This window comes from Roseateles sp. (assembly GCF_044373315.1).
Taxonomy (GTDB): Bacteria; Pseudomonadota; Gammaproteobacteria; order Burkholderiales; family Burkholderiaceae_C; genus JACDQM01.
The window spans coordinates 1-24,653 of record NZ_JBILQK010000022.1 but is presented as its reverse complement, the minus strand read 5'-3'; the positions used below and the strand labels follow the sequence as shown (position 1 = coordinate 24,653).

Genomic DNA, 24,653 nt, shown 5'->3' with positions numbered 1-24,653 from the left:
TGCTGGAGAAGTCATGACGTACGCGGTGTTTGTGGATGGCCAAGAGGGCACGACCGGCCTGCGCATTCATGAGTACCTGGCCGCGCGCCGTGACATCGAGGTGCTGCGCATCGACGCCGACAAGCGCAAGGACCCGGCCGAGCGGGCTCGCCTGTTGAACGCTGCCGACGTGGCCTTCCTGTGCCTGCCCGATGCGGCATCGCGCGAAGCCGCCGCCATGATCACCAACCCCAACACCTGCCTGATCGATGCCAGCACCGCGCACCGCACTGTGCCGGGGTGGACCTATGGTCTGCCCGAGCTGCGCGCCGGCCAGCGCGATGCGATTCGTCAGGCCAAGCGCATTGCCAATCCTGGCTGCCATGCCACGGCCTTCATCCTGGCCCTGCGGCCGCTGGTTGATGCCGGATTGCTGGACGCGCAGGCGCTGATCAGCGCGACCTCGATCACCGGCTACTCGGGCGGTGGCAAAAGCATGATTGCGCAGTACGAGGCGGGCGGTGATGCCAAGCTCAACTCGCCGCGCCCCTATGCACTGGGTCTCAAGCACAAGCACCTGCCCGAGATGATGGCCTGCACCGGCCTGCAGAACGCGCCGGTGTTCATGCCCATCGTCGGCAGCTTCTACAAGGGCCTGTCGGTGACCGTGCCGCTGCACCTCAGCCAGTTGCGTGCCGGTACGACACCTGAGCAGGTGCAGCACGCGCTGCAGGCGCATTACGCGGGTGAGCGCTTCATCCGCGTGAAGCCGCTGCGCGATGCCGCGACGCTGGAAGAGGGCTTCTTCGACGTGCAGGCCTGCAATGACACGAATCGCGTGGACCTGTTTGTCTTCGGCAGCGACAGCCAGATTCTGGTGATGGCGCGCCTGGACAATCTGGGCAAGGGCGCCAGCGGCGCCGCCGTGCAGGCCATGAACGTGCACCTGGGCCTGGACGAGGGCCTGGGGCTCTGAGCGTGAAAGCGGCTGCCCGCCTGTGGCAGTTTGATGGCCAGGTGCCGGCTGCGGCATTGACGCTGATCGCCGACGGGGTGCGCATCGCCGAACAGCAGCTCAGCCAGGGCAGCGATGCCCAACCCATTGCCTGCGCACTCTACGAAGGCGAGGCGCTGCTGGCCGGTGCCGCCGGCCGCAGCGAGGGGCGGCGGCTGTTCATCGAGCAGCTGTGGGTGCGTGCCGACTTGCGCGCCCAGGGCCTGGCGGGCGACTGCCTGCGGCAGCTGGAGGCGCAGGCACTGCGGCGTGGCTGTGTGGATGCGCTGGCCGAGACCGTGTCCGATGAGGCCGCGGATTTGTTCGAACACCTGGGCTATGCCTGCATCGCCCATCTGCACGACTACCTGCCCGGCTTGACCCGCCACACCCTGCTCAAAGTCTGGCAGCCGCGCGAGAGCTGAGCTGGCGCTCACTTCTTGAGTGCCTTGGCTGTGCTCAGGCCAGCTCGGGTGTCGGGCTGCGGTAGTGATAGCGGTAGGCGAACTCGAAGCCCAGGCGTGCATAGACGCGTTTGGCGACCTCGTTGTCCGAGCCCACCTGCAGATAGGCCTGCTCGGCGCCCTCGGCGCGGGCTGCCAGCAGCAGCTGGGTGCAGAGCAGCCGCGCGCGGCCCTGGCCGCGTTGCTCCGGCGGCGTGAAGATGTCGTAGATCCCAACCATGCCGCCTTCGCGCGTAAACTGCCCGCAGGCGAGCAGCTGGCCGTCCGCATCCAGCAGCACGAAGCCTTGGTAGGGCACGGGCGACTGCTGGAGGCGCTCGGCATGCGCGGTGATCTCGCGTGCTGAGGAGCCGCGCAGCTGGCCGACGGTCTGCGCATAGCGCTCGGTGCTCTGCGGCTCGAAGCGGACGTCGGTTGGCAGCGCCGCATCGGCCAGTGCGCCCAGGCAATCCAGCACCATCACATCGGCGGCGTCGAAAGCCGGCCAGCCCAGTGCAGCCAGACGCGCATCCAGATCGCTAGGCTGGCTGAAGGGGGTGATGCGCACAATCAGTGGCAGCGCGGCTGCAGCGAAGGCGCGCTCGCAGCGTGCCAGCATCTCCTCCAGTGGCAGCGTGCCTTCGGCCAGCGCGTTGACGCAGCGCGAGCGCTTGGCCTTGCCGGGGGACAGTCGGATCAGCCAGCCGGCGATGTCGGCCTGCTGCGGTGGTGCACTGGCGTTCAGGCCGGCTTCTTCGGCGCGGCGGGCGAGCTCCTGGGGCACGGCCGCCACGGGCTTACATGGTCCCCACGCGCTGGACCATCTCGCGTGCGAAGTCGACAAAGGCCTGCGCGCCCTTGGACGAAGGGTCGAACACCACGCCGGGCAGACCGTAGCTGGGTGCCTCGGCCAGGCGCACATTGCGCGGGATCACGGTGTCGAACACCTTGTCGCCGAAGTGGGCCTTGAGCTGTTCGCTGACCTGCTGCTGCAAGGTGATGCGCGGGTCAAACATCACACGCAGCAGGCCGATGATCTGCAGGTCCGGGTTCAGATTGGCATGCACCTGCTTGATGGTGTTGACCAGGTCCGACAGGCCTTCCAGCGCAAAGTACTCACACTGCATCGGAACGACCACACCGTGGGCGGAGCACAGGCCGTTGAGCGTCAGCATGGACAGCGAGGGTGGGCAGTCAATCAGCACGAAGTCGTAGTCCGCATTGGCGGCGGCGATGGCGGTCTTGAGCCGGCGCTCACGGCGCTCCAGCTCCACCAGTTCGACTTCGGCGCCGGCCAGCTCACGGTTGGCGCCCAGCACGTCGTAGCCGACCTTGTCATTGCGTTGCTTGGCTTCGGCGATGCTGGCCGACTCCAGCAGCACGTCATAGACGGTCAGTTCCAGCGCACGCTTGTCGATGCCCGAGCCCATGGTGGCATTGCCTTGCGGGTCCAGATCGATCACCAGCACGCGCTGGCCCACCTTGGCCAGGCCGGCCGCCAGGTTGACGGTGGTGGTGGTCTTGCCGACCCCTCCCTTTTGATTGGCAACGCAGAAGATCTTGGCCATGGTTTTCTAGTTTTCAGCGAGCTGTGATGGTAGCCGGTAAGGATCGGGCTGCGGCCGCTTCAAGCCCGCGGTTTGATCCAGACGAGACAGCGCTGTGCGTCCAGCCCAGGCACCTGCAGTGGTTCCACGTGAAACACATCCAGCTCGGCGGGCAGGGCAGCCAGTTCCTCGGCAGGATGCTGGCCCTTCATTGCGAGCCAGATCGCGCCTGGTTTCAGGTGCTGGCGGGTCAGCGTGGTGAAGTCCAGCAGCGAGGCAAAGGCCCGCGACGTGATCAGGTCGAAGGGCGCGGCGCGCAGCTCTTCGACTCGCGCATGCTCGCCATGCAGATTCTTCAGGCCAAGCTCAGCCGCCACCTGCTTGATGAAACTGGCCTTCTTGGCCACCGCGTCGACGCAGCTCACGTCGATGCTTGGCTCGCAAATCGCCACGACCACACCGGGCAGGCCGCCGCCGCTGCCCACGTCCATCAGCCGCAGCGCGCGGCCTGCAGCGTGCCGGTGCAAGGCTGGCAGGAGGCTCAGGCTGTCCACCAGATGTTGGGTCAGCATGGCTTGCGGGTCGCGCACCGCGGTGAGGTTGTAGACCTTGTTCCACTTCTGGATCAGGCCCAGATAGGCGAGCAATTGGTCGAGCTGGGTGTCGCTGAGCTGCAGCCCCAGTTGCTGGGCCGCGGCGGCGAGGGCTGGGCGCATCGTGGCGGTGTCTGCGGTCGTCATGCGGCGGCACTGGGTTCAGTTTGGGCGGCAGCGGTGTTGTCGCCACCAAAGCCTTTGAAGCGGCCCTTCTTCAGGTGCACGAGCAGCAGTGAGATGGCTGCTGGCGTCACTCCCGAGATGCGGGACGCCTGGCCCAGGGTTTCGGGCTTGTGCTTGGCCAGCTTCTGGCGCACCTCGAAGGAGAGGGCGCTGACTTGCGCATAGTCCAGCTCGGCTGGCAGTTTGAGGTTCTCGAAATTCGCAGCGCGGGCCACGTCTTCGACCTGCTTGTCGATGTAGCCGGCGTACTTGACGCTGGTTTCGATCTGCTCGATCACGGCGTCCGCCATGCTGGCGCCCAGCTCAGTGCGGAGCGTTTCACGTGAAACAGGCGCTTCTGGGCGAGCAATCCGTGCCACCTCAACCAGCGTGTCGAACTGCACCTCTGGCCGGCGCAGCAAGTCGATCAAGGTGTACTCGCGCTCCAATGCCTTGCCGACCAGGCGCTCCGCGTCAGCTGCCGGCAAGATGCCGGGATGCACCCAGGTCGACTTCAGTTTTTCTGTTTCACGTGAAACAGCATCGCGCTTGCGGTTGAATGCTGCCCAGCGGACATCGTCCACCAAGCCCAGCTCGCGGCCGACTTCGGTCAGGCGCATGTCGGCGTTGTCCTCGCGCAGCTGCAGGCGGAACTCGGCACGGCTGGTGAACATGCGATAAGGCTCAGTCACGCCCTTGGTGATCAGGTCATCGACCAGCACGCCCAGATAGGCCTGGTCGCGGCCCGGCAGCCAGGGGCCCTGCTCTTTGACCTGCAGTGCGGCGTTCAGTCCGGCGAACAGGCCTTGTGCCGCCGCCTCCTCATAGCCGGTGGTGCCGTTGATCTGGCCAGCGAAGAACAGGCCGCTGATGGCCTTGGTCTCGAAGCTGCTCTTCAGCTCTCGCGGGTCGAAGTAGTCGTACTCGATCGCATAGCCCGGGCGCAGGATGTGCGCGTTCTCCAGGCCGGGCATCGATTGCAGGGCGGCCAGCTGGATGTCGAAGGGCAGAGAAGTGGAGATGCCGTTCGGGTAGAACTCGTGCGTCGTCAGGCCCTCGGGCTCCAGGAAGATCTGGTGGCTGTCCTTGTCGGCGAAGCGGTTGACCTTGTCCTCGATCGACGGGCAATAGCGCGGGCCCACGCCCTCGATGACGCCAGTGAACATGGGGCTGCGGTCGAAGCCGGAGCGGATGATCTCGTGCGTGCGCGCATTGGTGTGCGTGATCCAGCAGGGCAGCTGCTGTGGGTGTTGCGAAGCTTCACCGAGGAAGCTGAACACCGGCACAGGGTCGAGGTCACCGGGCTGCTCCTGGCAATGGCTGAAATCAATCGTGCGGCCGTCGATGCGGGGCGGCGTGCCGGTCTTGAGCCGGCCCTGCGGCAGCCTCAGCTCCTTGAGCCGTGCCGACAAGCTGATCGCCGGCGGGTCGCCCGCGCGGCCAGCACTGAAGTTCTGCAGGCCGATGTGGATGCGGCCATCCAGGAAGGTGCCCGCGGTCAGCACCACGGTGCGAGCGCGGAAGCGGATGCCGCTCTGCGTCACGGCGCCCACGACGCGATCACCTTCCACCATCAGGTCGTCGACGGCCTGCTGGAACAGCATCAGATTCGGCTGGTTCTCCAGCCGCTGGCGGATTGCGGCCTTGTAGAGGATGCGGTCCGCCTGGGCACGGGTGGCGCGCACGGCTGGGCCCTTGGAGCTGTTGAGGATGCGGAACTGGATGCCCGACTCATCGGTCGCCGCGGCCATCGCGCCGCCCAGCGCGTCGACTTCCTTGACCAGATGGCCCTTGCCGATGCCGCCGATCGAGGGGTTACAGCTCATCTGGCCCAGGGTCTCGATATTGTGCGTGAGCAGCAGGGTGCGCACGCCCATGCGGGCCGCGGCCAGCGCAGCCTCGGTGCCGGCATGGCCGCCACCGACCACGATGACGTCGAACTCTTTCGGATAAAGCATGGCAAGAGTCAGCCGGGCGCGCTGTGACGCCGGGCGGACGAGCAGAGGGGAGGGGGGCGATTTTAACGGGGGGCTGTGGATAAGTCACGGCCAGTGGCATGGGCCGGATGGACAATCCGGCCATGAAATGCAGAGATCACTGCGCCGCCTGCTGCATCGCGCCCTCCATCAGTTCGCCCATCCCCGGCATGCCCGTCGTCGACGGTATCAGCAAGCCCGCGGGCGTTCGTTGCATCCAGCTCGACGAGCAGGACCGCTGCAAGATCTTCGGTCGTCCGGAGCGGCCCGCCGTCTGCAGCTCGCTGCAGCCCAGCGAGATCATGTGTGGTGAGAACCGCGAGCAGGCCATGCGCTGGCTGGGCTGGATGGAGGATCAGACAGCACCTTGACAGCGCTCAGGCCTAGACTGGTCGGCACAACGAACAATCCAAATGGAGACAAGCCCGATGTCAGAGAGCCGCCGTCTTTTGCTTCAGTCCGGCCTTGCCGGTGCCGCCAGCCTGTTGGGCGTGCCCGCCATGGCGCAGGCCAACTGGCCCAGCCGATCGATTCGCCTTGTGGTGCCTTTTGCACCTGGCGGCAGCAGCGAGATCGTTGCCCGTGCCACCGCGCATGAGCTGACCAAGGCGCTGGGCCAGACCGTCTATGTGGAGAACAAGCCCGGCGGCGGCGGCAATATCGCGATGGGTGAGGTGGCCCGCGCCGACGACCAGCACACGCTGATCCTGGGCCATATCGGCACTCTGGCGGTGAACCCCTTCATCTACGACAAGCTGCCCTTCGATACCAACCGCGACTTCAAACCGGTCACGCTGCTGGCCAAGGTGCCCAGCCTGTATGTCGTGCATCCCGATGTGCCGGCGCGCAACCTCAAGGAGTTCGTGGCCCTGGTGCGCAGCAAACCGGGCCAGCTGAACTACGGCTCAGCCGGCAACGGCAGCGCCGGTCATCTGGCGATGGAATACCTGAAGATGGCGGCGAATCTGTTTCTGGTGCATGTGCCTTACCGTGGCACCGGGCCGCAGCTGACCGACCTGCTCGCCGGGCGGCTGGAAGCTGCTTCGGTGGGCGCGCCCGCCATCCTGCAGTTCATCAAGGCCGGCAAGCTGCGCTGCATTGCCACTGGCTCCAAGGAGCGGCTCCCGCAGCTGCCCGATGTGCCGACCGTGGCTGAGCAAGGCTTCCCTGGCTTCGAGATGACTCAGTGGTATGGCCTGACGGCACCGGCCAGCATGACGCAAGCGCATATCGACAAGCTGGCTATCGAAGCGGCAAAGGCCATCCGATCAGCCTCCGCCCGAGAGCGTCTCAGCGCCGATGCGGCCGAAGCGGTGGGCAATACGCCGGCGCAGTTTGCGCAGTTCGTCGCTCAGGAGCAGCAGCGCTGGAAGGCGGTCATCGCGCGGGCCAAGATCAAGCCGGATTGAGTTCGTCCGCATTCGCGCTGCCGTCCACCGGACGGCGTCCGCCGGGCAGGTACTGCGCGATCCGATCCCAGTGCTTGTCGTGGAAATAGTGCATGACGGTATTCACCGCCGGCTCGACGAAGGTGATGGCCCCAGCGATGGCTACATCGCCGGTCAGCGCATAGCTCACGCCAAAAGCGGTGGCCAGGTGCATCACTCCGAAACTTGCTGTCTTGGCCATCGCAACCTCTATTGATTTGAGAATTTCAATAGATTAATGCTAACCATCGTTGGGCTTCAGAGCCAGTTGGATCTGGCCATGGTCGCGATAGCCAAAGAAGGCTCAGTCAGGGCGGGTCGCGGGGCAGGGCACGCTGCGCAGATCCTGCGACACGCGCCCCTGCTGCAGCGTGATGACGCGCTGTGCGGCGGCGATGGTTTCCGGACGGTGAGCGATCACTATCCTGGTGAGCGGCAGCGCGCGTAGCGATGCGTTGACTTGGCGCTCACGCTCGACATCGAGTGCGCTGGTGGCTTCGTCCAGGAACAGGAACTGCGGCCGCTTGTACAGCGCTCGCGCCAGCAGCACGCGCTGGCGTTGGCCGCCTGACAAGCTGGAGCCCATGTCGCCGATCAGCGTCTGGTAGCCCATCGGCATGGCGGCGATGTCCTCATGCACACAGGCCATCTGCGCGCACTGCTCGACCCAAGCCATATCGGTCTCGGCGTCGAAGAAGCTGATGTTGTCGGCGATGCTGCCGGCAAACAGGTGGTCGTCCTGCATCACCGTGCCGACGCAAGCTCGCCAGGTCTGCAGGCCCAGCTGGGCCAGCGGCTGGCCGCCGATGCGGATCTCGCCGCCCTGCGCATGGTGGATGCCCAGCATCAGCTTGAGCAGGGTGGTCTTGCCGCTGCCCGAAGGCCCGACGATGGCCACCGATTCACCGGGCTCTATCGTCAGGCTGCAGCCTGACAGCACGGGCGGCTCACCCTCGGCGTAGCGGAACTGCACGTCCTTCAGCACCAGTGTCGGGCGCACTGGCAAAGCCTGGGTCGCATTGCCTTCGTTCTCCGGCGCTGTCAGCACGATGTCGGCCAGACGCTCGCCCTGCAGGCGCAGCATCTTCAGCTGCACCGCCTTGTCGATCAGCGCGCTGATGCGCAGGCTGAACTGTTCCTTGTAGGCCAGGAAGGCGAACAGCATGCCGACTGACAGCTCGCGATCCAGCACCAGCAGCGCGCCCAGCCAGACGATGGCCACGCGCTCCAGCCCGAACAGCAGCTTGTTGCCGACGCTCATCCACAGTTCCAGCTTGCGGCCCACCAGGCTGGCGTTCATCTGCTCGACCACGAGGTTGGCGAATCGCGAGCCACGGTCGGCCTGGGCGCTGAACAACTTGATCGCCTGCGCGCCGCGCAGCGATTCCAGGAAATGGCTGTTCTGCCGCGCTTCGTGGATCAGCGTTTCCTCGGCCGCTTCGCGCAGCGGCCGAAACAGCGCCCAGCGCAGCAGGCCATAGCCCACGACGGCGGCCAGTGCCACGGCGGTCAGCCGCGGGCTGTAGACCATCATCATCGCCAGCGTGATAAGCACCAGCAGCCCATCCAGCACCGCCTCGATGAAGGGGCCGGTCAGCGTTTTCTGGATCTCTTGCACGCTGGCGAAGCGCGACCAGATGTCGCCCATGTGGCGCTTCTCGAACCAATCCAGGGGCAGGCGCAGCAAGTGCGCGAACACATTGCCCAGCCACTGCAGGTGCAGCGAGGCCGACAGATACAACACCGCCCAGGAGCGCAGCGCGCTGATGCCGGCTGACAGCAGCACCAAGAGGCCGAAGCCCAGGCCCAGCGTGACCAGCAGATCGCGGTCGGCGCTGACGATCACGCCGTCCACCACCCACTGCAGCAGGAAGGGCGCCAGCAGGGCCAGCAACTCCAGACCGAGCGCCAGCGCCAGGATCTGCGCCAGCGAGCGCTTGAGTCCGGTGATCCGCCCCAGCAGCTGCCGCCAGCTCACCGCCGGTGCCGCCGCCTTGGGCGTGAAGTCAGCACCGGGGCGCAATTCCAGCGCCACACCGGTGAAATGCTTGGAGAGCTCGTCCAGCTTCAAGCGCCGCTCACCGCGTGCCGGATCGAGCACGACAGCCTCGTCGCCGCGCACCGATTGCAGCACCACGAAGTGATTGAAGTCCCAGTGCAGGATGCAGGGCAGCTGCAGCCCCTGAAGATGCACCGGCTCGGCGCGCAATGCTCGCGCGACCAAGCCCAGCTGCCCGGCCATGCGCACGATGCTGGCCATCGTCACGCCCTTCAGCGAGACGGCGAAGCGCTGCCGCAACTCGGTCAGCGTCCAGCGCTGGCCGTGATGGCTGGCCACCATCGCCAGGCAGGCCAGGCCACACTCGGCGGCTTCGCCCTGCAGCACCATCGGTGTGGCGCGGCGCCAGCCGGGGCCTAGATTTAGGCGTCCGAGCAAGGAAGAAGCGGAAAAGGAAGGGGAAGGCTCAGACACGGCGCGCCAGGCTCAGCAAGGGTTCGAACAGCCATTCGATCAGTTTGCGCCGCTCCAGCAGCACATCCGCGTCAAGCTGCATGCCGGCTGCCAGCGCTTGCTCTTCGCCGTAGGCGGCAACGGTCTGGCGATCCAGCGTGACGGTGATGCGGTAGAGCGGCTCGGTGGCCGCGCCCTGGGTGAGTGTGCTCGGCAAGGCCAGTGTCGCCAGCTCGGCCGGGGCCAGCGGCGTGCGCGAGATGCGCAAGACCTGACCCTGTTGCTGGCCGAACTTCTGATACGGGAATGCCTGATAGCGCAGCTGCACCGCATGCGCTGGACGCACAAAGCCAACGGCGCTGGAGGGCGCATACAGATGCGCCTGCATCTGCGTGAGCGCCGGCAGCACATTGGCCAGCGCCATGCCCGGTGCCACCGGTTGGCCGGGCTCGGCCAGCACGGTGCTGACGATGCCGTCGCTGGGGGCGCGCAGCACCAAGCGGCGTTTGGCCTCGGTCTCCAGGCCCAGCGCCTTCAGGCCGGCGAGGTCGCGGGCGATCTCGCCTTGTTGCACCTCGCCGCGCAGCGGCAACTCTCGACGCTGGGCTTGCAGGGACAGCAACTCCCTGTGCAGGCTCTCGCGCTGGCGCGCCAAAGCCTGCTGCTGCCCTTGCAAACCCAGCGTCTCTTCACGCTTGGCCTGCACCTGAGCGCTCGACACGAACTGGTCACGCCCCAGCGCTTCGGTGCGCGCCAGGCTTTGTTGCGCCAGGGTCAGGCGCTCGTTCTGCAAGCGCGCCTCGGCCGCCAGTTGATCCAGCTCGCGCTGCAAACCGGCCACGCGTTGATCCAGCGCCAGGGCCTGGGCGCGCAGCAGTTGTTGCTGTTGCCCGGCTGCCTGACTGAGCGAGCGCTCGCGCTCGACCAGGCTCTGGGCAATCCCTTCACCCGCCTGTGCCGCGCCGCTGTCCAGCGACAGCACGAACAGCACATCGCCGGCCCGCACCGTCTGGCCCTCGCTGACCTCGCGCGACAGCACCGTCGCCGCCTGCGGTGGCGTGATGCGAAGCACGCCCCGGTCCGGCACCAGATAGCCGCTGACACGCGCCTTGCGGGTGTATTCCGCCGTACAGAGGAACACACCCACCAGCGCCACCGCACCCAGCGCCGCGGCCGTCAGCAGATGCAGCGGGACGGGGCGGTGGAGATTGATGGTGCCGAGGCGGGCGGAGTTGCGCCCGTGTTGCGCTTCAGCGCGGAAGAGAGGCATTCAGAGCGCTGAACGAACGTGACAGATCACCAGCCTTTGACGGGGGCGGAGTTTGCTTCGCCATTGCCACCGCTGACCAACTCAAGGCATTCAAGCGGCACAACGATAGGGCTCTGGTCTTGGGCCGCCGTAGGGGACGCGCCGGAACCATTGACGGCATCAACTTGGTGGAATCCAAACTGCTGAACGACCTTTTCCATTTCAAGCTCCTGTTTGAGTCAACGTCTCTGTACGTTGATCAAATTGGAGCAGCGGAGTCGCGCTTAAGTAACTGTCAAGTCTTACAGGTTTGGATCAGACAGTAACTCGTGAATATCACCGGATTAGACCAAGTCGCAAGGCCTTGAGCACTGCTTGGTGCTTGCTTGAACAATCCAGTTTTCGCATGGCATTGTTGATGTGCAAGACAGCCGTTCGCTCACTAATGCTGAGAATCGTGCCCACTTCCCACGCAGTTTTGCCCTCCATCGTCCACCGCAAGCATTCCAACTCGCGAGGTGTGAGGTGCGCGTTTAAGGACTGAGCGCTGAAATGGCTAGGCATCAGAAGGCGCCATGCAGCCTCCTGTGCGCACACCGCAAAGAGCTGAAGGTCGGCGACAAGCCGCGTGACGTCTCCACCTTCATCATGTAACGACTGTGCACGGTCAACGCCAAGAATGAAATGCCTTCCTTCGGGCATGTGCAAGGCCAGACAAATGCCAGTGTGATATCCGTAGTGCGCCTGCGATTCCCACAACTGGCCCAGCCCTGCAGTTGTGTAAGTGGACTGGTCCCAAACGATGGGCATGCTGCTGCGCTTGCAATGCTGGGCGACTGGGTCAACTCTCCAATTGCCGACGTCTTCGAAGTGCTCAAGGTAGTCGGGGCGGATGTTGTCCACGCTTTCAAAAACTGCGTGGCCTACTGATTGGTCCTGAACCGCCGTTGCTGAGACGGACTCAAACCCCAAGCCCTGCGCAAACCGAATCACCTCGCCGCGAAATTCTTCGCGCGAGCGGGCTTCTAGCACCGACTGGTAACCCCCGTGCAGCATCAATCAAATCCGGTTGTTTGATGGATTCACGCCAGGCCCAAAGCACGGCCTGCTCCCCTGAGTATCCCTGACAAGGTTTACAGCTAGCGACATTGCGTGCGTCTGCCGAAACTCATGTCATCGGGCTTCACTCAGGCCCCTATACCCTCAACTTCATCAAACGAGATGACTCCTGCCTGGATTGTGTACGCATGGCCGCGTGTTTTGTGTGATGCGCACCGCGCGCCGCGTCTTCATTTTGCACATCTGAGTACCCGCGTGTTGGTCGCGGGCGACGCCAGCCGCCCGGCCTCCGGGCAAACCCTTTGGTTCGGTGAGTCCGAGCGTGGTGCGGCCGGTGTGGCCTGGGATTGGGTATGCCTGCCCTATGGCATCGTGGCCATCGCCGATCCGATGGCGCTCATCACCAATATGCAGCTCGTCAACACTGCAGGCGATGTACTGGCGCCGATGGAATCGGTGCGCCAGCTCAACGAGATCGTGCACATGCTGCCCTGGCAGGGCGAGGTGCAGCGCGCTCTGACGCTGCGCCATTGATGATGAAGAGCGCGGCAGCCGGCCCCAGCCTCAGGGCGGCTGGCACCGCGCTCAGCGCGCCACCGCCTGTTTCATCGAGCGCACTACCAGGGCCAGCGAAGCCAGCGTCAGCAGCGCGCTGACCGCCAGCGAGGGTGCCACCTTGCTCAACAGCAGCGGGTCGCCCTTGATCACCATATTCATCAGCGTGGTCTGGGCAAGACCTGGCACCCAGAGATACCAGCCCTGCTCGCCGCCGGGGTTGAGCAGCGCGATAAGCGGGGTCAGGCCGAACAGGCTGACCAGCAGGCCGGCACTGGCCTGGGCTTCCTTGAAGGTCTTGGTGCGGATGGCCATCGCCATCAGCATGGCCGCGCAGCTGGCGCTCAGCGGCAGCAGCAGCAGCCAGGAGCGCAGCGCCTCGCCAACGCCGAACTGGAACATCGCCTTCAGCTCGTCGTTGCGGATCAGCAGCTGCGAGGGCACGAAGCTGAAGATCGCCGCCAGCGCCACCGCTACGCCCAGCAGCGCCACGGCGGCCCATTTGCCGCCCACCAGCGCAAAGCCCGGGACCGGGTTCATCAGCAGCGGCTCCAGCGAGCCGCGCTCGCGCTCGCCGGCGGTGCTGTCCAGCGCCGCGGTCAGCGCGCCCATCAGCACGGCCATGATGATCAGCATCGGGATCATCGCGGTCAGCTGCGCGCCGCGGGCCTGCTGGCCGGCCAGATTGATGTCGTCCACCTCCAGTGGATCCAGCAGATCAGGCGGAACGCCGCGCAACATCAGCGTCAGCGAGACGCGTTCGCGCTCGAAGCCCTGCAGCACCCGGGTGGCCTGGCGCGCGCTGATCTCGGCGCGCTGGTTGCCGCTGTCGCTGACGATCTGCAGCACCGGCTGCTCAGCCGCCTGCAGCTTGGCTTCGAAGTCGGCCGGCACGCGCACCACCGCTTCCAGCAGGCGCGTCTTGCGCAGCTGCTCTTCGTAGTCCGCGGGCGGCGCCTTGATCGTGTAGCCCTGGCGCTCCAGATAGTTCTGCAGGCTGGGCGCTGCGGCGATGTTCTCGATCAGCAGCTCGCGCTTCTCGGCGCGCTCCTCCAGCGAACCGATGAAGGCCGACAGCGCGAAGATCATCAGCGGGCCCATGAAGAGCATGGGCAGCAGCGTGCGCATCAGCGTGCGGCGGTCGCGCAGCGCGTCGAGCAGCTCCTTGCGGAACACCAGGCCCAGGTAGTGGGCGAAGGATTTCTGCGGGTTCATGGCTGGGCCTCCATGGCGACTTTGTTGTTCTCGTGGGTCAGCAGCTCAGGGAAGGCGAGCTGCACAAAGGCGTCCTCGAAGCGCGCCTGGCCGGTCTGCGCCTGCAGCGCAGCCACGCTGCCCTCGGCCACGACGCGGCCATGCGCCACCACCAGCACGTGGTCGCACAACAGTTCCACCTCTTGCATGATGTGGCTGGAAAACAGGATGCATTTGCTGCCGCCGGCCGGGCTCTTCAGGTGGCGCAGCACCTCGCGCAGGCTGCGCGTGGCCAGCACATCCAGGCCGTTGGTCGGCTCGTCCAGGATCACGTGGCTGGGGTCATGCACCAGCGCGCGCGCCAGTGCCGTCTTCATGCGCTCGCCCTGGCTGAAGCCTTCGGCGCGCCGGTCCATGATGGCGCGCATGTCCAGCAGCTCGGCCAGCGCGTCGGCGCGGCCTTGCGCCTGCGCGGCATCCATGCCCTGCAGGCGGCCGTAGTAGACGATGTTCTCGCGTGCCGTCAGGCGCGGATACAGGCCATGTGCGTCCGCCAGGATGCCCATGCGTGCCAGCGCCTCGCGCGGCTGCGCCTGCACATCGATGCCGTCCACCCGCAGGCTGCCGCTGTCGGGCGCGAACATGCCGGCCAGCATGCGCAGCGTGGTGGTCTTGCCGGCGCCGTTGGGGCCCAGCAGGCCGGTGATCTGGCCGTTCGGTGCCTGCAGGCTCAGGTCATGCACCGCCTGCACATGCTGGGGTGCCGCCTTGCGCCAGAAGGCCTTGCGCTCCCCCTGGCCCTTGGCGACGAAGCGCTTGGAGACCTTGTCGATCTGGATCATTTGGAAACCTCGCTGGCGGCTGGCTTGGGCGTGCCGGGGGGGATGAAGGGCAGGGCGCGCGGCATGCGCTCCAGGCAATCGGCTTTCAGTGCCAGCGCCTCGTCATCACTGGCGGCGTTGAAGAAGCGCAGCAGCGGCTCGCGCAGGCAGGCCGTGCGCATCACGCCATGGCCGGCATTCGGCGCCACCAGATGCAGGGCCTTGGCGCCCAGCGCTTCGGCCACGCGCTGGCCATGGCGCGGCGGCGTCACCGGGTCGGCGCCGCCGCTGAGCAGCAGCACCGGGCTCTGCGCCGCCGAGGTCTTGTAGAACGCCGCCGGCACCTCGCCGCGCGGCCATTGCGCGCAGACCTGGCGGTACAGGCGTGCATCGGCCTCGCCGAAATCGCGGCCGCTGGCGGACTGGCCCTCAGCCGCCAGGCGCGGCCCGTCCTCGGCGCAGATCACCGAGAAATGCATGCCTTCGAACAAGCGATCCTTGCCCGACATGCCCATGCCGCTGGCCAGCCCGGCCAGTCCGTCGAAGCGGCCTTGCGTGGCGGCATGCAGGGCCGCTGGCAGCGCGGCGCTCATCGCCGGTGTGTACAGCGGCAGGCGCACCGCGCGCAGCAGCGCGTCGCGTTCCAGCATCACGCGCTCCGGCGCGCCGGTCAGCGGCTGCGGCAGGCTCACCTCACGCGGCAGGCTCTGCAGCAGCTGCTGCCAGCGCGTGCGCAGCTGCGGGTAGGCCTGGGTGCAGCGTGCGTCTTCCTCGCAGGCGCTGAACACACGGTCCAACGCCGCCTGGGCATCGGCCGACATGCTGTCGGGCAGGGTCTGATCAGGCGGCGCCATGCCGTCCAGCAGCGTGCGGCGCACCGCCTGCGGGAACTGGCGCTGGTACTCCAGCGCGGCGCGCGTGCCGTAGGACGCGCCGATCAGGTTCCAGCGCTGTACGCCCAGCTGCTGGCGCACCGCATCGAAGTCCTGCATCGCCACGGTCGTGGTGTAGAAGCGCAGATCGCCATGGGGCAGCTTTTGCAGCTCGGCGCTGCAGCGCTGCAGCAGGCGCAGCTGGCCCGCGCTGCTCATGGCTTCGGCCATCGGCAGGCCGCGCGCATCGGGGCATTGCAGCGGCGCCGACAGGCCGGTGCCACGCTGGTCGATGAAGACCAGGTCGCGGCGGTTGTTCAGCCCCGAGAGGCCGCCGATCATCTTGGGCGCCAGGCGCGTGGCGCTCTGGCCCGGGCCGCCGGCGAACAGCACGATGGGGTCGGGCAGCTTGCTGCGCGACTTGGCCGGCACCAGCAGGTAGTGCACCGTGATCTTGCGGCCCTGCGGCTCGGCCGGGTTCAGCGGCCGCTCAATCTGCCCGCAGCGCAGCTCATTGGGCCAGCCCTCGACACGGCAGGGCTTGGTCGGGCCGGTCTCATCCGCCGGATTGGCGGCCAGCGTGGGCGTGGCGGCCGACAGCAGGGTCAGCAGCATCGCGGCCGTTGCCGCAAGGGTCAGCGCCGGGCGCCGCGGCGGTCGGCCGGCGGGGCTGCGCATTTGAAGGGCTAACGTCATGGGCATCCGTCCTTTTCAAGGTCGGGCGGATTGTCAGCGCAGCCATGTCTTCACGGTGGCGCCGCTGTCGCGAATGGCAGCCGGCGCGGATGAGTGGCGGAGATTAGCCAGCGGCTGGCGGCACCTCGGCCCCGGCAGCGGCCTCGCGCCGGCCGAACATGCCCCAGCCTTCCATGGTCAACACGGTGTCGCCATGCTGGTTGCGCACCTCCCACTGCGAACGCACCAGGCCGATCTGCGGGCGGTTCTTGCTCGGGCGCGCTTCCAGGATGCTCATGCGCACGTTCAGCGTGTCGCCGGGGCGCACCGGCTTGAGCCAGCGGATGTTGTCCAGCCCCGGTGAGCCCTGGCTGGTGGAGTTCAGCAGATAGCCGTCGCACATCATGCGCATGGTCATCGCGCAGGTGTGCCAGCCGCTGGCCGACAGGCCGCCCAGCACCGAGGCATTGGCCGCCTCTTCGTCCAGGTGAAAAGGCTGCGGGTCGTAGGCGGCGGCGAAGGCCAGCACCTCGTCACGGTCCACCTGCCGGCCGCCGAACTCGAACACCCGGCCGACCTGGAAGTCTTCGAAGGCAAGTCTTGATTCTGCTGTGCTCATGCGCCGGACTATAGACAGGCGCGGGACGGCGGCCATCGCCAGCGCGACAGGGGCTGGTTGGCCGCCTTCAAATTTCGCCCATGCCCATCTGCGACAGCACGTCCGGCTGCAGCAGCTCGTTCAGCGTGGGATCGGGGCGCAGCCACCAAGCCGCCAGTGCCACGCCCAGCGCCAGCACGACCAAGGCGCGCGCCATGCGCTGGCGGCGCGTCTGGCCCAGCAGCAGGGCCGGGCCGGCGGCCAGCAGCGTGGGCTGGCCCGGCGGCGGCTGCTGCGCATGGCGCTGTTGCCATTGCGCCAGCACGCGCTGCTGCAAGGCCTGGCTGTTGGCGGCCGGCGCGCGGTTCTGGCGCAAGGCCTGGCGCAGCGCCAGATCGTCGTCGGTGTCGGTCGGGGTCGGGTCTTGATTCATGAAGGTTCTCCCTGGGCCAGGCGCAGCTTCATGGTCTGCTTGGCGCGGTGAAGCAGCTGGTGGGCTGCATTGCTGTCGATCTCCAGTGCTGCGGCAATTTCGGGCACCGAGGCATCGGCATAGGCCCACATGGCCAGCGCCATGCGTTGGCGCGCCGGCAGGCTGTGCAAGACCTCGCGCAGCCGCTCGGCTTGCTGCAGGCCTTGGGGCTCACTCGCGTGCGCGGGCTGCTGCGCGTCGGACAGCTCGGCCAGGGCCTCGGGTTCGGTGGCCAGTTCACGGCGCTGCGTCAGCAGGCTCTTGCAGCGGTTGATGACGATGGTGTTGAAGAAGGTCGCCAGCGTCGCCCCCTGGCTGTCGCTCGGGCGGCTGCTCCACAGGCGCAGAAAGGATTCCTGCACCACGTCCTCGGCATCGGCGCGCTGGCGCAGCAGCTGCATCGCCAGGCCCAGGGCCTGGGGGGTCAGCATGCGCACCAGCGCCGCAGCGGATTCGGCATCGCCCCCACAGGCGCCATGCCACAGCGCCCAGTCCTTGGGCGGCGGTGCCAGCTGGCCCAGCCAGCGCGTCAGCCGGCTGCGCGGGCGGGCGGCTGGGGGCTTGAGCTCCAGCACCGGGGTTTCGCTTGAGGGGTCGAACATCGCTGTCCTTGTTCGTCAGTCCCGGGGCAGCTTCTCGCGCAAGGCGCGGCGCTCTTCGGGGCTCAGCTTCTCAAGCATCGCGCGGCGCTGCTGCACCAGCTCGCGGCGCTGCTCGGGCGTCATGCCCTTGATCTGCTCGCGGCGCTCGTCCATCAGGCGCTGGCGCTGCTCGGGGCTGAGCGAATCCCAGCGGTCGCGGGTCTGTGCGGCCAAGGCCTTGCGGTCCTGCGGGCTGAGCGTTTCCAGGCGCTCGCGCAGCTGCTGGCGGAAGGCCTGGCGCTCGGCGGGCGTGGCCTGTTGCAGCTGGCGCTTCAGCGCGGCGCGGCGCTCTTCCTGCTGCTCCGGTGTCAGCGCCGCCCAGCCCTTGGGGTCGGGCACTTCGATCGGCGCGGCATGGGCAGCAAGACCGGTCAGCGCCAGCAGCAGCGCAGCGAACACGGGGCGGTAATTGACTAGGCGGTTCTTCATGGCAGTTTCAGCGGATCGCACGGTTCATGATGCCAGCGCCGGCTCAGGCGCGCCAAAGTGCCAGGCGCTCGGCCGACGCCGCGCCGGGCAGCACACCTGCCTGCAGCTGGGTCGTCGACAGCCCGAACTGGCGCTGAAGCACGGCGCCGATCACGCGGCGGATGTCCTGGGTCGGGCGCAGATCGCGGCCGTCCAGCAGCTGATTCGGGGCCAGGCCCGGCCAGTCGCTCAGCACGCGGCCGCCGGCCACCGCGCCACCCGCCAGCAGGGCCACGCCGCCGCTGCCATGGTCGGTGCCACCGCTGCCGTTGAGCACGGCGGTGCGGCCGAACTCGGTCATCACCAGCACCGTGGTTCGGGCCCAGTGCGGGCGCAGCGATTCGCGCAGCGCAGCCAAGCCTTCGTCCAGGCTGGCCAGCTGGCGCTGCAGGCGGTTGGCCTGTTGCGAGTGGGTGTCCCAGCCGCCGGTTTCCAGCCAGGCCACGCGCGAGCCGCGCTCGGCCGACAGGAAGCTGCCCGCCTGGCGGGCCAGCGCCGCAAAGCCATTGGCGTTGCCGGCAGCGCCCATCTCGGCCATGCCCGCCTCGCGCGCCATGCCTTGCTGCACCAGCGCCTTGGACCAGGCCTCGGCCAGCTGCCGGTCATCGCCATACAGCCGGGCGATGCGGGCCAGCGTGTCCGCGTCATCCGCACCGCGGCGGCTGGGCGTCCAGGTGCTGGCCTGCTCGGAGCCGCGCAGCGCCACCGGCATGGCCGGGCTCAGCGCCACCGCTGGCTTGCCCGAGGCATGCAGCGCCCGGCCCAGCCAGCCGGTCTGCAGCGCGAAGGGCCGCTCGCCGCCGCTTTCCAGCAGCTGCTGGGCATCGAAGTGCGAGCGCTCGCGGTAGGGGCTGGCGATGGCATGCAGCACCAGCAGCTGGCGCTCGCCCCACCAGCGATGCAGGGTGTCCAGCGCCGGATGCATGGCGAACATCGTGCCGTCCAGCGGACGTGGTTGCTGGGCGTTAGGCGACGGCGCTTCCTGGCCGCGCAGTGCTGCCCAGGCCGGGTCGCCCAGCGCGGGAACGGCGGCTAGGCCGTCGAGCGCGCCGCGCAGCATCACCACCACCAGGCGGGGCGATTCGGCATCGCTGCTGCTGGCGGCCAGCGCCAGCTTGGCGGGGAGGGCGGCTGCACCGAGGCCGGCGGCCAGCCATTGCAGGGCCGCGCGACGCGGCAGCTTGTGGTTAGCGTGCATGGTGTTTATCTCCGCTGGAATTCAGGACTGGCCAGCCACAGGGCCAGGGCCTGGGCGCCGCTTTCGGCGCGCTCGATTTGCTGCTGAGTGGACGCGCTCAAGTCTTCGCCCATGGCGAGCTGTGCCAGCAGCCGCGCATCCGCCTTGTCAGCATGGCTGGCGGCAAAGCGCTCGGCCCATTGCACGCGCTTGAACAGGGCGTCGGGCGACAGCCAGTCTTCGCTGCGGTCGGGCCAGCCCTGCGGCGATGGCGCGCGGCCCAGGCTCTGGCCCATGGCCTGCACCGCCTGCGCGCCGGCCTGCAGCTGGGCTTCGCCGAAGGGCAGCTTCAGCATGCGGTGGGCCGACAGCAGCAGCTCTTCCGGGCGCTTGAACTTCCCGGCGTGCGCGGGGCTCCAGGCCAGCGGATGCTCGAGCAGCGCATGGGCCGTGGCGCGCAGATCGCCGTCGCTGGCCCGAAAGCGCGTCGCCACCGCATCCACCAGCGCCGTAGGCGGATCGTCGGTGACGAAATGCCGCGCCAGCTTGGTGGCGATATGGCGCGCGGTGGCCGGGTGGCGGCTCAGGTCGATGAGCAGCTCGTCCAGCGCCTGCGGGCCTTCGGCATAGCGCTTGCCGAGAATGGTCTTGGGTCCGGGCTGATGCAGCGTGGCCTGGAAGCCGGCCTTGCCGTCGGTGGCGTAGCGCACCGTCCAGCCGGTCAGCAGGCGCGCGGTTTCAGTGACATCGGCCTGGGTGTAGCCGCCATTCACGCCCAGCGTGTGCAGCTCCAGCAGCTCGCGCGCCAGGTTCTCGTTGAGGCCCTTTTGGCGGCGCTGGCCGGCGCGCGAATCCGGGCCGATCGACTGCGCGTTGTCCAGATACAGCAGCATCGCCGGGTGCAGCGTGGAGGCCTTCAGCAGATCGACGAAGCGGCCCTGCGCATGCGGGCGGATGGCCTCGTTCTCATGCGGCCACACCAGGCCCAGCACGCTGCCCTTGGTGGCGGCCACGCAGAAGTGGTTGGCCCAGAACTGCAGCCAGCGCTCGGCCACCGGCGCCTCAGTGCTGATGATGTGCTGCCAGCGCCGCTGCAGGCCTTGCTGGTTGATCTGGCGCAGCGCCTGGCGGGCTTCGCGGCGGGCCTTGTCCTCGCCGTCTTGCGGACGCAGCGCGGCGCGCAGCACCTCGCGGGTGACGCGCACGGCGGCCGAGCTGTCGGCCAGCCCCTGGGCGTCAAAGACATTGGGTGTCGGCCCCGTGGCCGGGAACTGCGCCAGTACCCAGGCCTTGGGATCGGCCTGCAGGGCGCGCAAGCTGGTCTCGGCATAGCCGAAACGGTGGGCGGCGAGGGCGGCGGCATGCATGGTGGGCGGGGAGCGCAGGCGCTTGGGGTGGTGATGCTGCTTGAACTGGCGCAAGGGCGGGCTCTTACGGGGCGCCGGCAATCCCGACTTGGGCGCTGGGGATTGAGTAAGGCGGCCGGGCGAGCCAGGTTCAAGGGGCAGGCCGGTGCAGATGACGGACCGGCCCCCGATGTTTCCAACGACGCCCGCTGTTGCCGTACAGCCCCAAACAGGAGTCCCCCGCATGAACAAGTTGTCCATCAAGAGCACCGCGCTGACCTTCTTCGTCGCGCTGGTCGGCTATGTGGTGCTGATGGGCCAGGCCATGGCCCAGACCGATCCCGCCACCACGCCGCAAGAGCAGCGTGTCGACAATCGCCAGGCGCGCCAGGCGGACCGTATCGCCTCGGGCGTTGCCGGTGGTGAGCTGACGCGGCGCGAACAGCGCCGCCTGCAGCACCAGCAGGCCAAGACCGCGCGCATGGAACAGCGTGTCGAGGCCGATGGCCAGGTGACGCGCAAGGAAGCAGCGCGCCTGGAGCATCAGCAGGACCACAACAGCCGCGCCATCCGCCGCCAGAAGCACGATCCGCAAAGCCGCCCATGAGTCGCGCTGAAGCTGCCCGGCGTCGGGCTGTCTGGCTGGGCGGCCTGCCGATGTTGAGTGCTGCGCTGCTCGGCTGCGGCGGTGGTGGCGGCGGCAGCGAGCCACCGGCCCCAGCGCCGGTGCCCGCACCAGCACCCGCGCCCGCGCCCGCGCCCGCGCCAATCAGCGACGCGGCGCGTGTGGCAGCCGCCAGCAGCACGGCGCTCAGCAACAGCAATGCCTGCGCCGCGATCCGCCCGTTCTACTGGGAAATCGGCGACCGCAGCGCGCGTCTGGGTGCGGGCTCGGTGCTCGCGTCTGGCAATCTGACCGTCTACCAGGCCGACACCGTGATGCCCATCGCCTCGGCCTCGAAATGGCTGTACGGCGCCTATGTCGTCGAACGCCGTGCCGGCCAGCCCAGCGCGCAGGACATCGAGGCGCTGAACTTCCGCAGCGGCTACACCAGCTTCGGCTTCTCGGGCTGCGAGCGTGGCGACACCGTGGGCAGCTGCGCCACCCGGGGCGACAACGGTCTGCTGACGCCCGCCCATGTCGGCAAGTTCTTCTACAACGGCGGCCATATGCAGGTGCATGCGGCGCGCGCGCAACCCGAGGGCATGGGCATCGCGGCGCTGGACAACGAGGCCCTGGCCGCCGAGATGCGCCGCGTGCTGGGCACCGAGCTGGCCTTGAGCTACACCCAGCCGCAGCTGGCAGGCGGCGCGCGCATGAGTGCCAGCGCCTATGCGCTGTTCCTGCGCAAGCTGCTGCGCCAGGAGCTGCAGCTCGGCCGCCAACTGGGCAGCCATCCGGTCTGCACCAACCCGAGCAGCTGCGCCAGCGCGCTGTCCACGCCGATGCGCACCGAGCTGGACTGGCACTACTCGCTGGGCCACTGGGTCGAAGACGATCCACGCCAGGGCGACGGCGCCTTCAGCAGCGCGGGTGCATTTGGCTTCTACCCCTGGATCGACGCCGCGCGGCGCTACTACGGCATCGTGGCGCGCGCCGAGGCTTCAGGTGGCGGCGGCGCCGATTCGGCCAGCTGTGGCGCGCTGATCCGCAAGGCCTGGACCAGCGGCGCCGCGCAGTAGGAACATCATCGCCATGCCAGAGGACGCCCAAGCTCCGCCAGTCTGCTGGTTGCAAGAGCAGTTCGCGTGGCTTGAGAGCACGCTGGCCGAGCCGGGCTACTGCACCGGTGAGCCTTTCACGTCGGCGGAGGCCTATCTCTTCATGCTCAGCTGCTGGGCCCAGCAGCTGGGCGTCGACCTCAGCCCCTACCCGCGCTTGATGGCGATGCGCGAGCGCGTGTCAGCGCGGCCCGCAGTGGTGGCAGCGCTGAAGGCCCAGGGCTTGCTGAAGTAGCGCCACCGCAACGCCAGCCAGCGAGCCAGCCCGCCAGCAGCGACCGATCCGGTCGTGATGACGCCATGAGTGAGCGTCTGGATCAGCCAGATAATCCGGCCCACCATGCGCCATCAAGCCCAACAGCAACTCCGCGACTATCTCGACCTGTTCCCTGCCGAGCGCCAGCGCCTGCAGGCGCTCAGCCTGCAGCTCGATGAAGACCCGCAGGACCCGCTGAGCCGCGCCAATATGCGCGGCCATGTGACCACCAGCGCCATCGTGCTGGACGCCGCCAGCGCGCGCGTGCTGATGATCCGGCACCGCATCATCGGCCGCTGGCTGCAGCCCGGCGGCCACTACGAGCCCGGCCAGAGCCTGTGGGACTCGGCCTGCCGCGAGGTGCGCGAGGAAACCGGCCTGCAGACGCTGCGCGCCCACCCGCTGTGGGCCGCCGCTGTGCCGCTGGACATCGACAGCCACGCGATTGCCGCCAACCCGCGCAAGGGCGAGGGCGCCCACTGGCACCACGACTACGCCTACCTGCTGCAGGCCGGCGGCGACGACGCTGCCGCCGAAGCCCTGCAGGCGCAGGAGCAGGAAGTGGACGGCGTGGCCTGGTGGCCGCTGGCCCAGCTGGCCGGGCAGGGCGAGCCGCGCTTTGATGCGGTGCTGGCGAAGCTCAGGGCGCTGGGTCTGAGCGCGGGCTGATCTGTGGCCCATCGAGGCGGCCGCTCAGCAAACGCTTTGGCTTCTCTTGGCACCAAGGAGGCCGAGTCACCGCCCAGGCCGGCCTGACTCGTGCATGCGTTTCGCTTGAAACTGAGCGGGCGCGTCAGTTCCTGCCAAGGAGTAAACCATCGGGTGCAGGTGTTTGCAGGCTGGTGCTAACCCGCCGAGTCGTGGCAACATGCACCGCTACTGCGCTCCGGCAAGGCTCAGAAGTCGATGTAGCAAGCTGCCGGATTCGCAGGCGAGTTTTGTTTTGTATGAACGTACAGAGAAACTGAAGGAAGACGCTTTGCATCAAGCACTTAGGGGGACGGCCGCGTCCGAAGTTATGCAGCATCGCCCGAGGTTAGGGCGCATCGCCTGTCGCCATAAATTACGTTATGCCTCTTGAAATGCGCGTTCTACTTGTAGGCATTCAAGTCGCCATCGGCTACTTGGCTCTTTCAGTCTTGTTTGGAGCGGCGCAGTCCCCCGAGTTCAACGTAGCCGAGGTTGTCGTTGTCGCCACGTTTTTCGTTGGGCTGTTTCTCATCACATTGTTGGTTCCACGGCTGGGGCGCGGCGCCAGGCTATCGCCCGTTCGGTCAAAGCGCCTTGGTCTGGTCGGCTTCCTTTGCCTTCTGGCAATCGGTATGGGCACAGTAGGGCATGGCGTACTGGTAGGTGTCTGGCGCGGGCCGGCTAGGCTGACGGCCATTCATCGCTTGTCCGAGCAGTTCGCTAGCGTATGGGCGCTTGCTGCGATCTTCTTCCTTGTTGGTGCGCTCTGCCTCGTGTACGCCGCAAAGGTCCTTCAGCATGCAGAGGCATAACCCTTTGGTCAAGCTGACCTGCGCCAGCTACGCTGGCTTGTCCGCATAACAAGAACGTTACTCCTCAGAAACTACACTCTCGAACATGAGCAGCGTATTCCTAAGTCACTCCCACGCCGATAAGCCTTTCGCCCGGAAACTCGCGGCCGACCTGCGCCTTGCCGGGCACGCTGTTTGGATTGACGAGGCAGAGATCAACATCGGTGACTCACTCGTCCTGAAGATCCGAGAAGGGTTGGATCAGGTCGACTTTGTTGCCGCAATCATTTCTTCTCATTCGGTAAACAGTGAGTGGGTAACCCGGGAACTGGATATTGCGTCGAACCGAGAGATGAAGGAAAAGTGAATCGCCCCGGGTTTCGAGGAGGCTCCGATTCTGGAGAATGGAGCCATGAAGAAGTCCCCGAAGTTTTCGCCTGAGGTGCGCGAGCGTGCCGTACGCATGGTGCTGGAGCACCGCGGTGAGCATC

29 protein-coding genes are annotated in these 24,653 nt (G+C 67.2%); 10 read left to right on the top strand and 19 right to left on the bottom strand.

The window, feature by feature from the left end; translation table 11 throughout:
* The first annotated feature begins 13 nt into the window (after window positions 1-13).
* Both argC and ACIQ67_RS07635 read left to right on the top strand, forming a co-directional pair.
* Complete coding sequence (argC, locus tag ACIQ67_RS07640; RefSeq protein WP_397533764.1) at window positions 14-955, top strand: N-acetyl-gamma-glutamyl-phosphate reductase; 942 nt, start codon at window positions 14-16, stop codon at window positions 953-955.
* Window positions 956-957: 2 nt separating this feature from the next.
* Window positions 958-1,398: a GNAT family N-acetyltransferase gene (locus ACIQ67_RS07635; RefSeq protein WP_397533763.1), complete on the top strand. Its 441-nt coding sequence runs from the start codon at window positions 958-960 to the stop codon at window positions 1,396-1,398.
* 34 nt (window positions 1,399-1,432) lie between these two features.
* On the opposite strand, the gene ACIQ67_RS07630 is transcribed toward ACIQ67_RS07635, so the two are convergent.
* Genes ACIQ67_RS07630 through mnmG form a run of 4 tightly spaced genes read right to left on the bottom strand, consistent with a single transcriptional unit; the run spans window position 1,433 to window position 5,679 of the window.
* On the bottom strand, window positions 1,433-2,209 hold the full coding sequence (locus tag ACIQ67_RS07630) for a GNAT family N-acetyltransferase (RefSeq protein ID WP_397533762.1): 777 nt from the start codon (window positions 2,207-2,209) through the stop codon (window positions 1,433-1,435).
* Window positions 2,210-2,213: 4 nt separating this feature from the next.
* Window positions 2,214-2,984, bottom strand: a complete 771-nt coding sequence (locus ACIQ67_RS07625) for a ParA family protein (protein ID WP_397533761.1) — start codon at window positions 2,982-2,984, stop codon at window positions 2,214-2,216.
* Window positions 2,985-3,043: 59 nt separating this feature from the next.
* On the bottom strand, window positions 3,044-3,703 hold the full coding sequence (gene rsmG, locus ACIQ67_RS07620; RefSeq protein WP_397533760.1) for a 16S rRNA (guanine(527)-N(7))-methyltransferase RsmG: 660 nt from the start codon (window positions 3,701-3,703) through the stop codon (window positions 3,044-3,046).
* On the bottom strand, window positions 3,700-5,679 hold the full coding sequence (mnmG, locus tag ACIQ67_RS07615; protein WP_397533759.1) for a tRNA uridine-5-carboxymethylaminomethyl(34) synthesis enzyme MnmG: 1,980 nt from the start codon (window positions 5,677-5,679) through the stop codon (window positions 3,700-3,702). The genes rsmG and mnmG overlap by 4 nt, the downstream gene beginning before the upstream one ends.
* Before the next feature lie 122 nt (window positions 5,680-5,801).
* Between mnmG and ACIQ67_RS07610 the strand changes: the two genes are divergently transcribed.
* Window positions 5,802-6,068, top strand: a complete 267-nt coding sequence (locus tag ACIQ67_RS07610; RefSeq protein WP_397533758.1) for a YkgJ family cysteine cluster protein — start codon at window positions 5,802-5,804, stop codon at window positions 6,066-6,068.
* Window positions 6,069-6,125: 57 nt separating this feature from the next.
* Entirely contained in the window at window positions 6,126-7,106 is a 981-nt protein-coding gene (locus ACIQ67_RS07605) for a Bug family tripartite tricarboxylate transporter substrate binding protein (protein ID WP_397533757.1), read from the top strand.
* Here ACIQ67_RS07605 and ACIQ67_RS07600 read toward each other — a convergent pair.
* From ACIQ67_RS07600 to ACIQ67_RS07580, 5 genes are all read right to left on the bottom strand, one after another.
* Complete coding sequence (locus ACIQ67_RS07600) at window positions 7,093-7,326, bottom strand: DUF2061 domain-containing protein (RefSeq protein WP_397533756.1); 234 nt, start codon at window positions 7,324-7,326, stop codon at window positions 7,093-7,095. The two genes, ACIQ67_RS07605 and ACIQ67_RS07600, sit on opposite strands and share 14 nt — an antisense overlap.
* Window positions 7,327-7,428: 102 nt before the next feature.
* Window positions 7,429-9,561 carry a peptidase domain-containing ABC transporter gene (locus tag ACIQ67_RS07595; protein WP_397533755.1) on the bottom strand — a complete coding sequence of 711 codons (2,133 nt, stop codon included), beginning with the start codon at window positions 9,559-9,561 and terminating at the stop codon, window positions 7,429-7,431.
* Between the two features lie 28 nt (window positions 9,562-9,589).
* The gene (locus ACIQ67_RS07590) at window positions 9,590-10,846 is read right to left on the bottom strand and encodes an HlyD family secretion protein (RefSeq protein ID WP_397533754.1); all 1,257 of its coding nucleotides are present in this window, start codon (window positions 10,844-10,846) and stop codon (window positions 9,590-9,592) included.
* Between the two features lie 26 nt (window positions 10,847-10,872).
* Window positions 10,873-11,046, bottom strand: a complete 174-nt coding sequence (locus ACIQ67_RS07585) for a hypothetical protein (protein WP_397533753.1) — start codon at window positions 11,044-11,046, stop codon at window positions 10,873-10,875.
* A gap of 115 nt (window positions 11,047-11,161) precedes the next feature.
* A complete protein-coding gene (locus ACIQ67_RS07580; RefSeq protein WP_397533752.1) occupies window positions 11,162-11,881 on the bottom strand; it encodes a helix-turn-helix transcriptional regulator in 720 nt (239 codons plus the stop codon).
* 258 nt (window positions 11,882-12,139) lie between these two features.
* Between ACIQ67_RS07580 and ACIQ67_RS07575 the strand changes: the two genes are divergently transcribed.
* The gene (locus ACIQ67_RS07575; protein WP_397533751.1) at window positions 12,140-12,418 is read left to right on the top strand and encodes a hypothetical protein; all 279 of its coding nucleotides are present in this window, start codon (window positions 12,140-12,142) and stop codon (window positions 12,416-12,418) included.
* A 51-nt stretch (window positions 12,419-12,469) separates the two neighbouring features.
* Here ACIQ67_RS07575 and ACIQ67_RS07570 read toward each other — a convergent pair whose 3' ends face one another.
* The 9 genes from ACIQ67_RS07570 to ACIQ67_RS07530 all read right to left on the bottom strand — a co-directional run bounded on the left by ACIQ67_RS07570 (window position 12,470) and on the right by ACIQ67_RS07530 (window position 20,778).
* The gene (locus tag ACIQ67_RS07570) at window positions 12,470-13,654 is read right to left on the bottom strand and encodes an ABC transporter permease (RefSeq protein ID WP_397533750.1); all 1,185 of its coding nucleotides are present in this window, start codon (window positions 13,652-13,654) and stop codon (window positions 12,470-12,472) included.
* The gene (locus tag ACIQ67_RS07565; protein ID WP_397533749.1) at window positions 13,651-14,475 is read right to left on the bottom strand and encodes an ATP-binding cassette domain-containing protein; all 825 of its coding nucleotides are present in this window, start codon (window positions 14,473-14,475) and stop codon (window positions 13,651-13,653) included. The genes ACIQ67_RS07570 and ACIQ67_RS07565 overlap by 4 nt, the downstream gene beginning before the upstream one ends.
* Window positions 14,472-16,022: an alpha/beta fold hydrolase gene (locus ACIQ67_RS07560; protein WP_397533748.1), complete on the bottom strand. Its 1,551-nt coding sequence runs from the start codon at window positions 16,020-16,022 to the stop codon at window positions 14,472-14,474. The genes ACIQ67_RS07565 and ACIQ67_RS07560 overlap by 4 nt, the downstream gene beginning before the upstream one ends.
* A gap of 103 nt (window positions 16,023-16,125) precedes the next feature.
* Window positions 16,126-16,620, bottom strand: coding sequence for a MaoC family dehydratase (locus ACIQ67_RS07555; RefSeq protein WP_397533747.1), 495 nt, complete (start codon window positions 16,618-16,620; stop codon window positions 16,126-16,128).
* Between the two features lie 67 nt (window positions 16,621-16,687).
* Window positions 16,688-17,032 (bottom strand): hypothetical protein, encoded by a 345-nt coding sequence (locus ACIQ67_RS07550; protein ID WP_397533746.1) that lies wholly within the window; start codon window positions 17,030-17,032, stop codon window positions 16,688-16,690.
* Window positions 17,029-17,673, bottom strand: coding sequence for an RNA polymerase sigma factor (locus tag ACIQ67_RS07545; RefSeq protein ID WP_397533745.1), 645 nt, complete (start codon window positions 17,671-17,673; stop codon window positions 17,029-17,031). Before ACIQ67_RS07545 ends, ACIQ67_RS07550 begins: the two co-directional genes overlap by 4 nt.
* A 15-nt stretch (window positions 17,674-17,688) precedes the next feature.
* Window positions 17,689-18,141, bottom strand: coding sequence for a DUF3106 domain-containing protein (locus tag ACIQ67_RS07540; RefSeq protein WP_397533744.1), 453 nt, complete (start codon window positions 18,139-18,141; stop codon window positions 17,689-17,691).
* A 43-nt stretch (window positions 18,142-18,184) separates the two neighbouring features.
* The gene (locus ACIQ67_RS07535) at window positions 18,185-19,378 is read right to left on the bottom strand and encodes a DUF1501 domain-containing protein (protein ID WP_397533743.1); all 1,194 of its coding nucleotides are present in this window, start codon (window positions 19,376-19,378) and stop codon (window positions 18,185-18,187) included.
* 5 nt (window positions 19,379-19,383) lie between these two features.
* On the bottom strand, window positions 19,384-20,778 hold the full coding sequence (locus tag ACIQ67_RS07530; protein WP_397533742.1) for a DUF1800 family protein: 1,395 nt from the start codon (window positions 20,776-20,778) through the stop codon (window positions 19,384-19,386).
* 169 nt (window positions 20,779-20,947) lie between these two features.
* On the opposite strand from ACIQ67_RS07530, the gene ACIQ67_RS07525 reads away from it, so the two are divergent.
* The 4 genes from ACIQ67_RS07525 to ACIQ67_RS07510 all read left to right on the top strand — a co-directional run bounded on the left by ACIQ67_RS07525 (window position 20,948) and on the right by ACIQ67_RS07510 (window position 23,350).
* The gene (locus ACIQ67_RS07525; RefSeq protein ID WP_397533741.1) at window positions 20,948-21,310 is read left to right on the top strand and encodes a hypothetical protein; all 363 of its coding nucleotides are present in this window, start codon (window positions 20,948-20,950) and stop codon (window positions 21,308-21,310) included.
* Window positions 21,307-22,386: a hypothetical protein gene (locus tag ACIQ67_RS07520; RefSeq protein ID WP_397533740.1), complete on the top strand. Its 1,080-nt coding sequence runs from the start codon at window positions 21,307-21,309 to the stop codon at window positions 22,384-22,386. Before ACIQ67_RS07525 ends, ACIQ67_RS07520 begins: the two co-directional genes overlap by 4 nt.
* A gap of 13 nt (window positions 22,387-22,399) precedes the next feature.
* Complete coding sequence (locus ACIQ67_RS07515; RefSeq protein WP_397533739.1) at window positions 22,400-22,660, top strand: glutathione binding-like protein; 261 nt, start codon at window positions 22,400-22,402, stop codon at window positions 22,658-22,660.
* Between the two features lie 105 nt (window positions 22,661-22,765).
* Entirely contained in the window at window positions 22,766-23,350 is a 585-nt protein-coding gene (locus ACIQ67_RS07510) for an NUDIX hydrolase (RefSeq protein ID WP_397533738.1), read from the top strand.
* Between the two features lie 605 nt (window positions 23,351-23,955).
* On the opposite strand, the gene ACIQ67_RS07505 is transcribed toward ACIQ67_RS07510, so the two are convergent.
* Complete coding sequence (locus tag ACIQ67_RS07505) at window positions 23,956-24,171, bottom strand: hypothetical protein (RefSeq protein ID WP_397533737.1); 216 nt, start codon at window positions 24,169-24,171, stop codon at window positions 23,956-23,958.
* A gap of 97 nt (window positions 24,172-24,268) precedes the next feature.
* Between ACIQ67_RS07505 and ACIQ67_RS07500 the strand changes: the two genes are divergently transcribed.
* Window positions 24,269-24,529 (top strand): toll/interleukin-1 receptor domain-containing protein, encoded by a 261-nt coding sequence (locus ACIQ67_RS07500; protein ID WP_397533736.1) that lies wholly within the window; start codon window positions 24,269-24,271, stop codon window positions 24,527-24,529.
* Window positions 24,530-24,653: the final 124 nt, after the last annotated feature.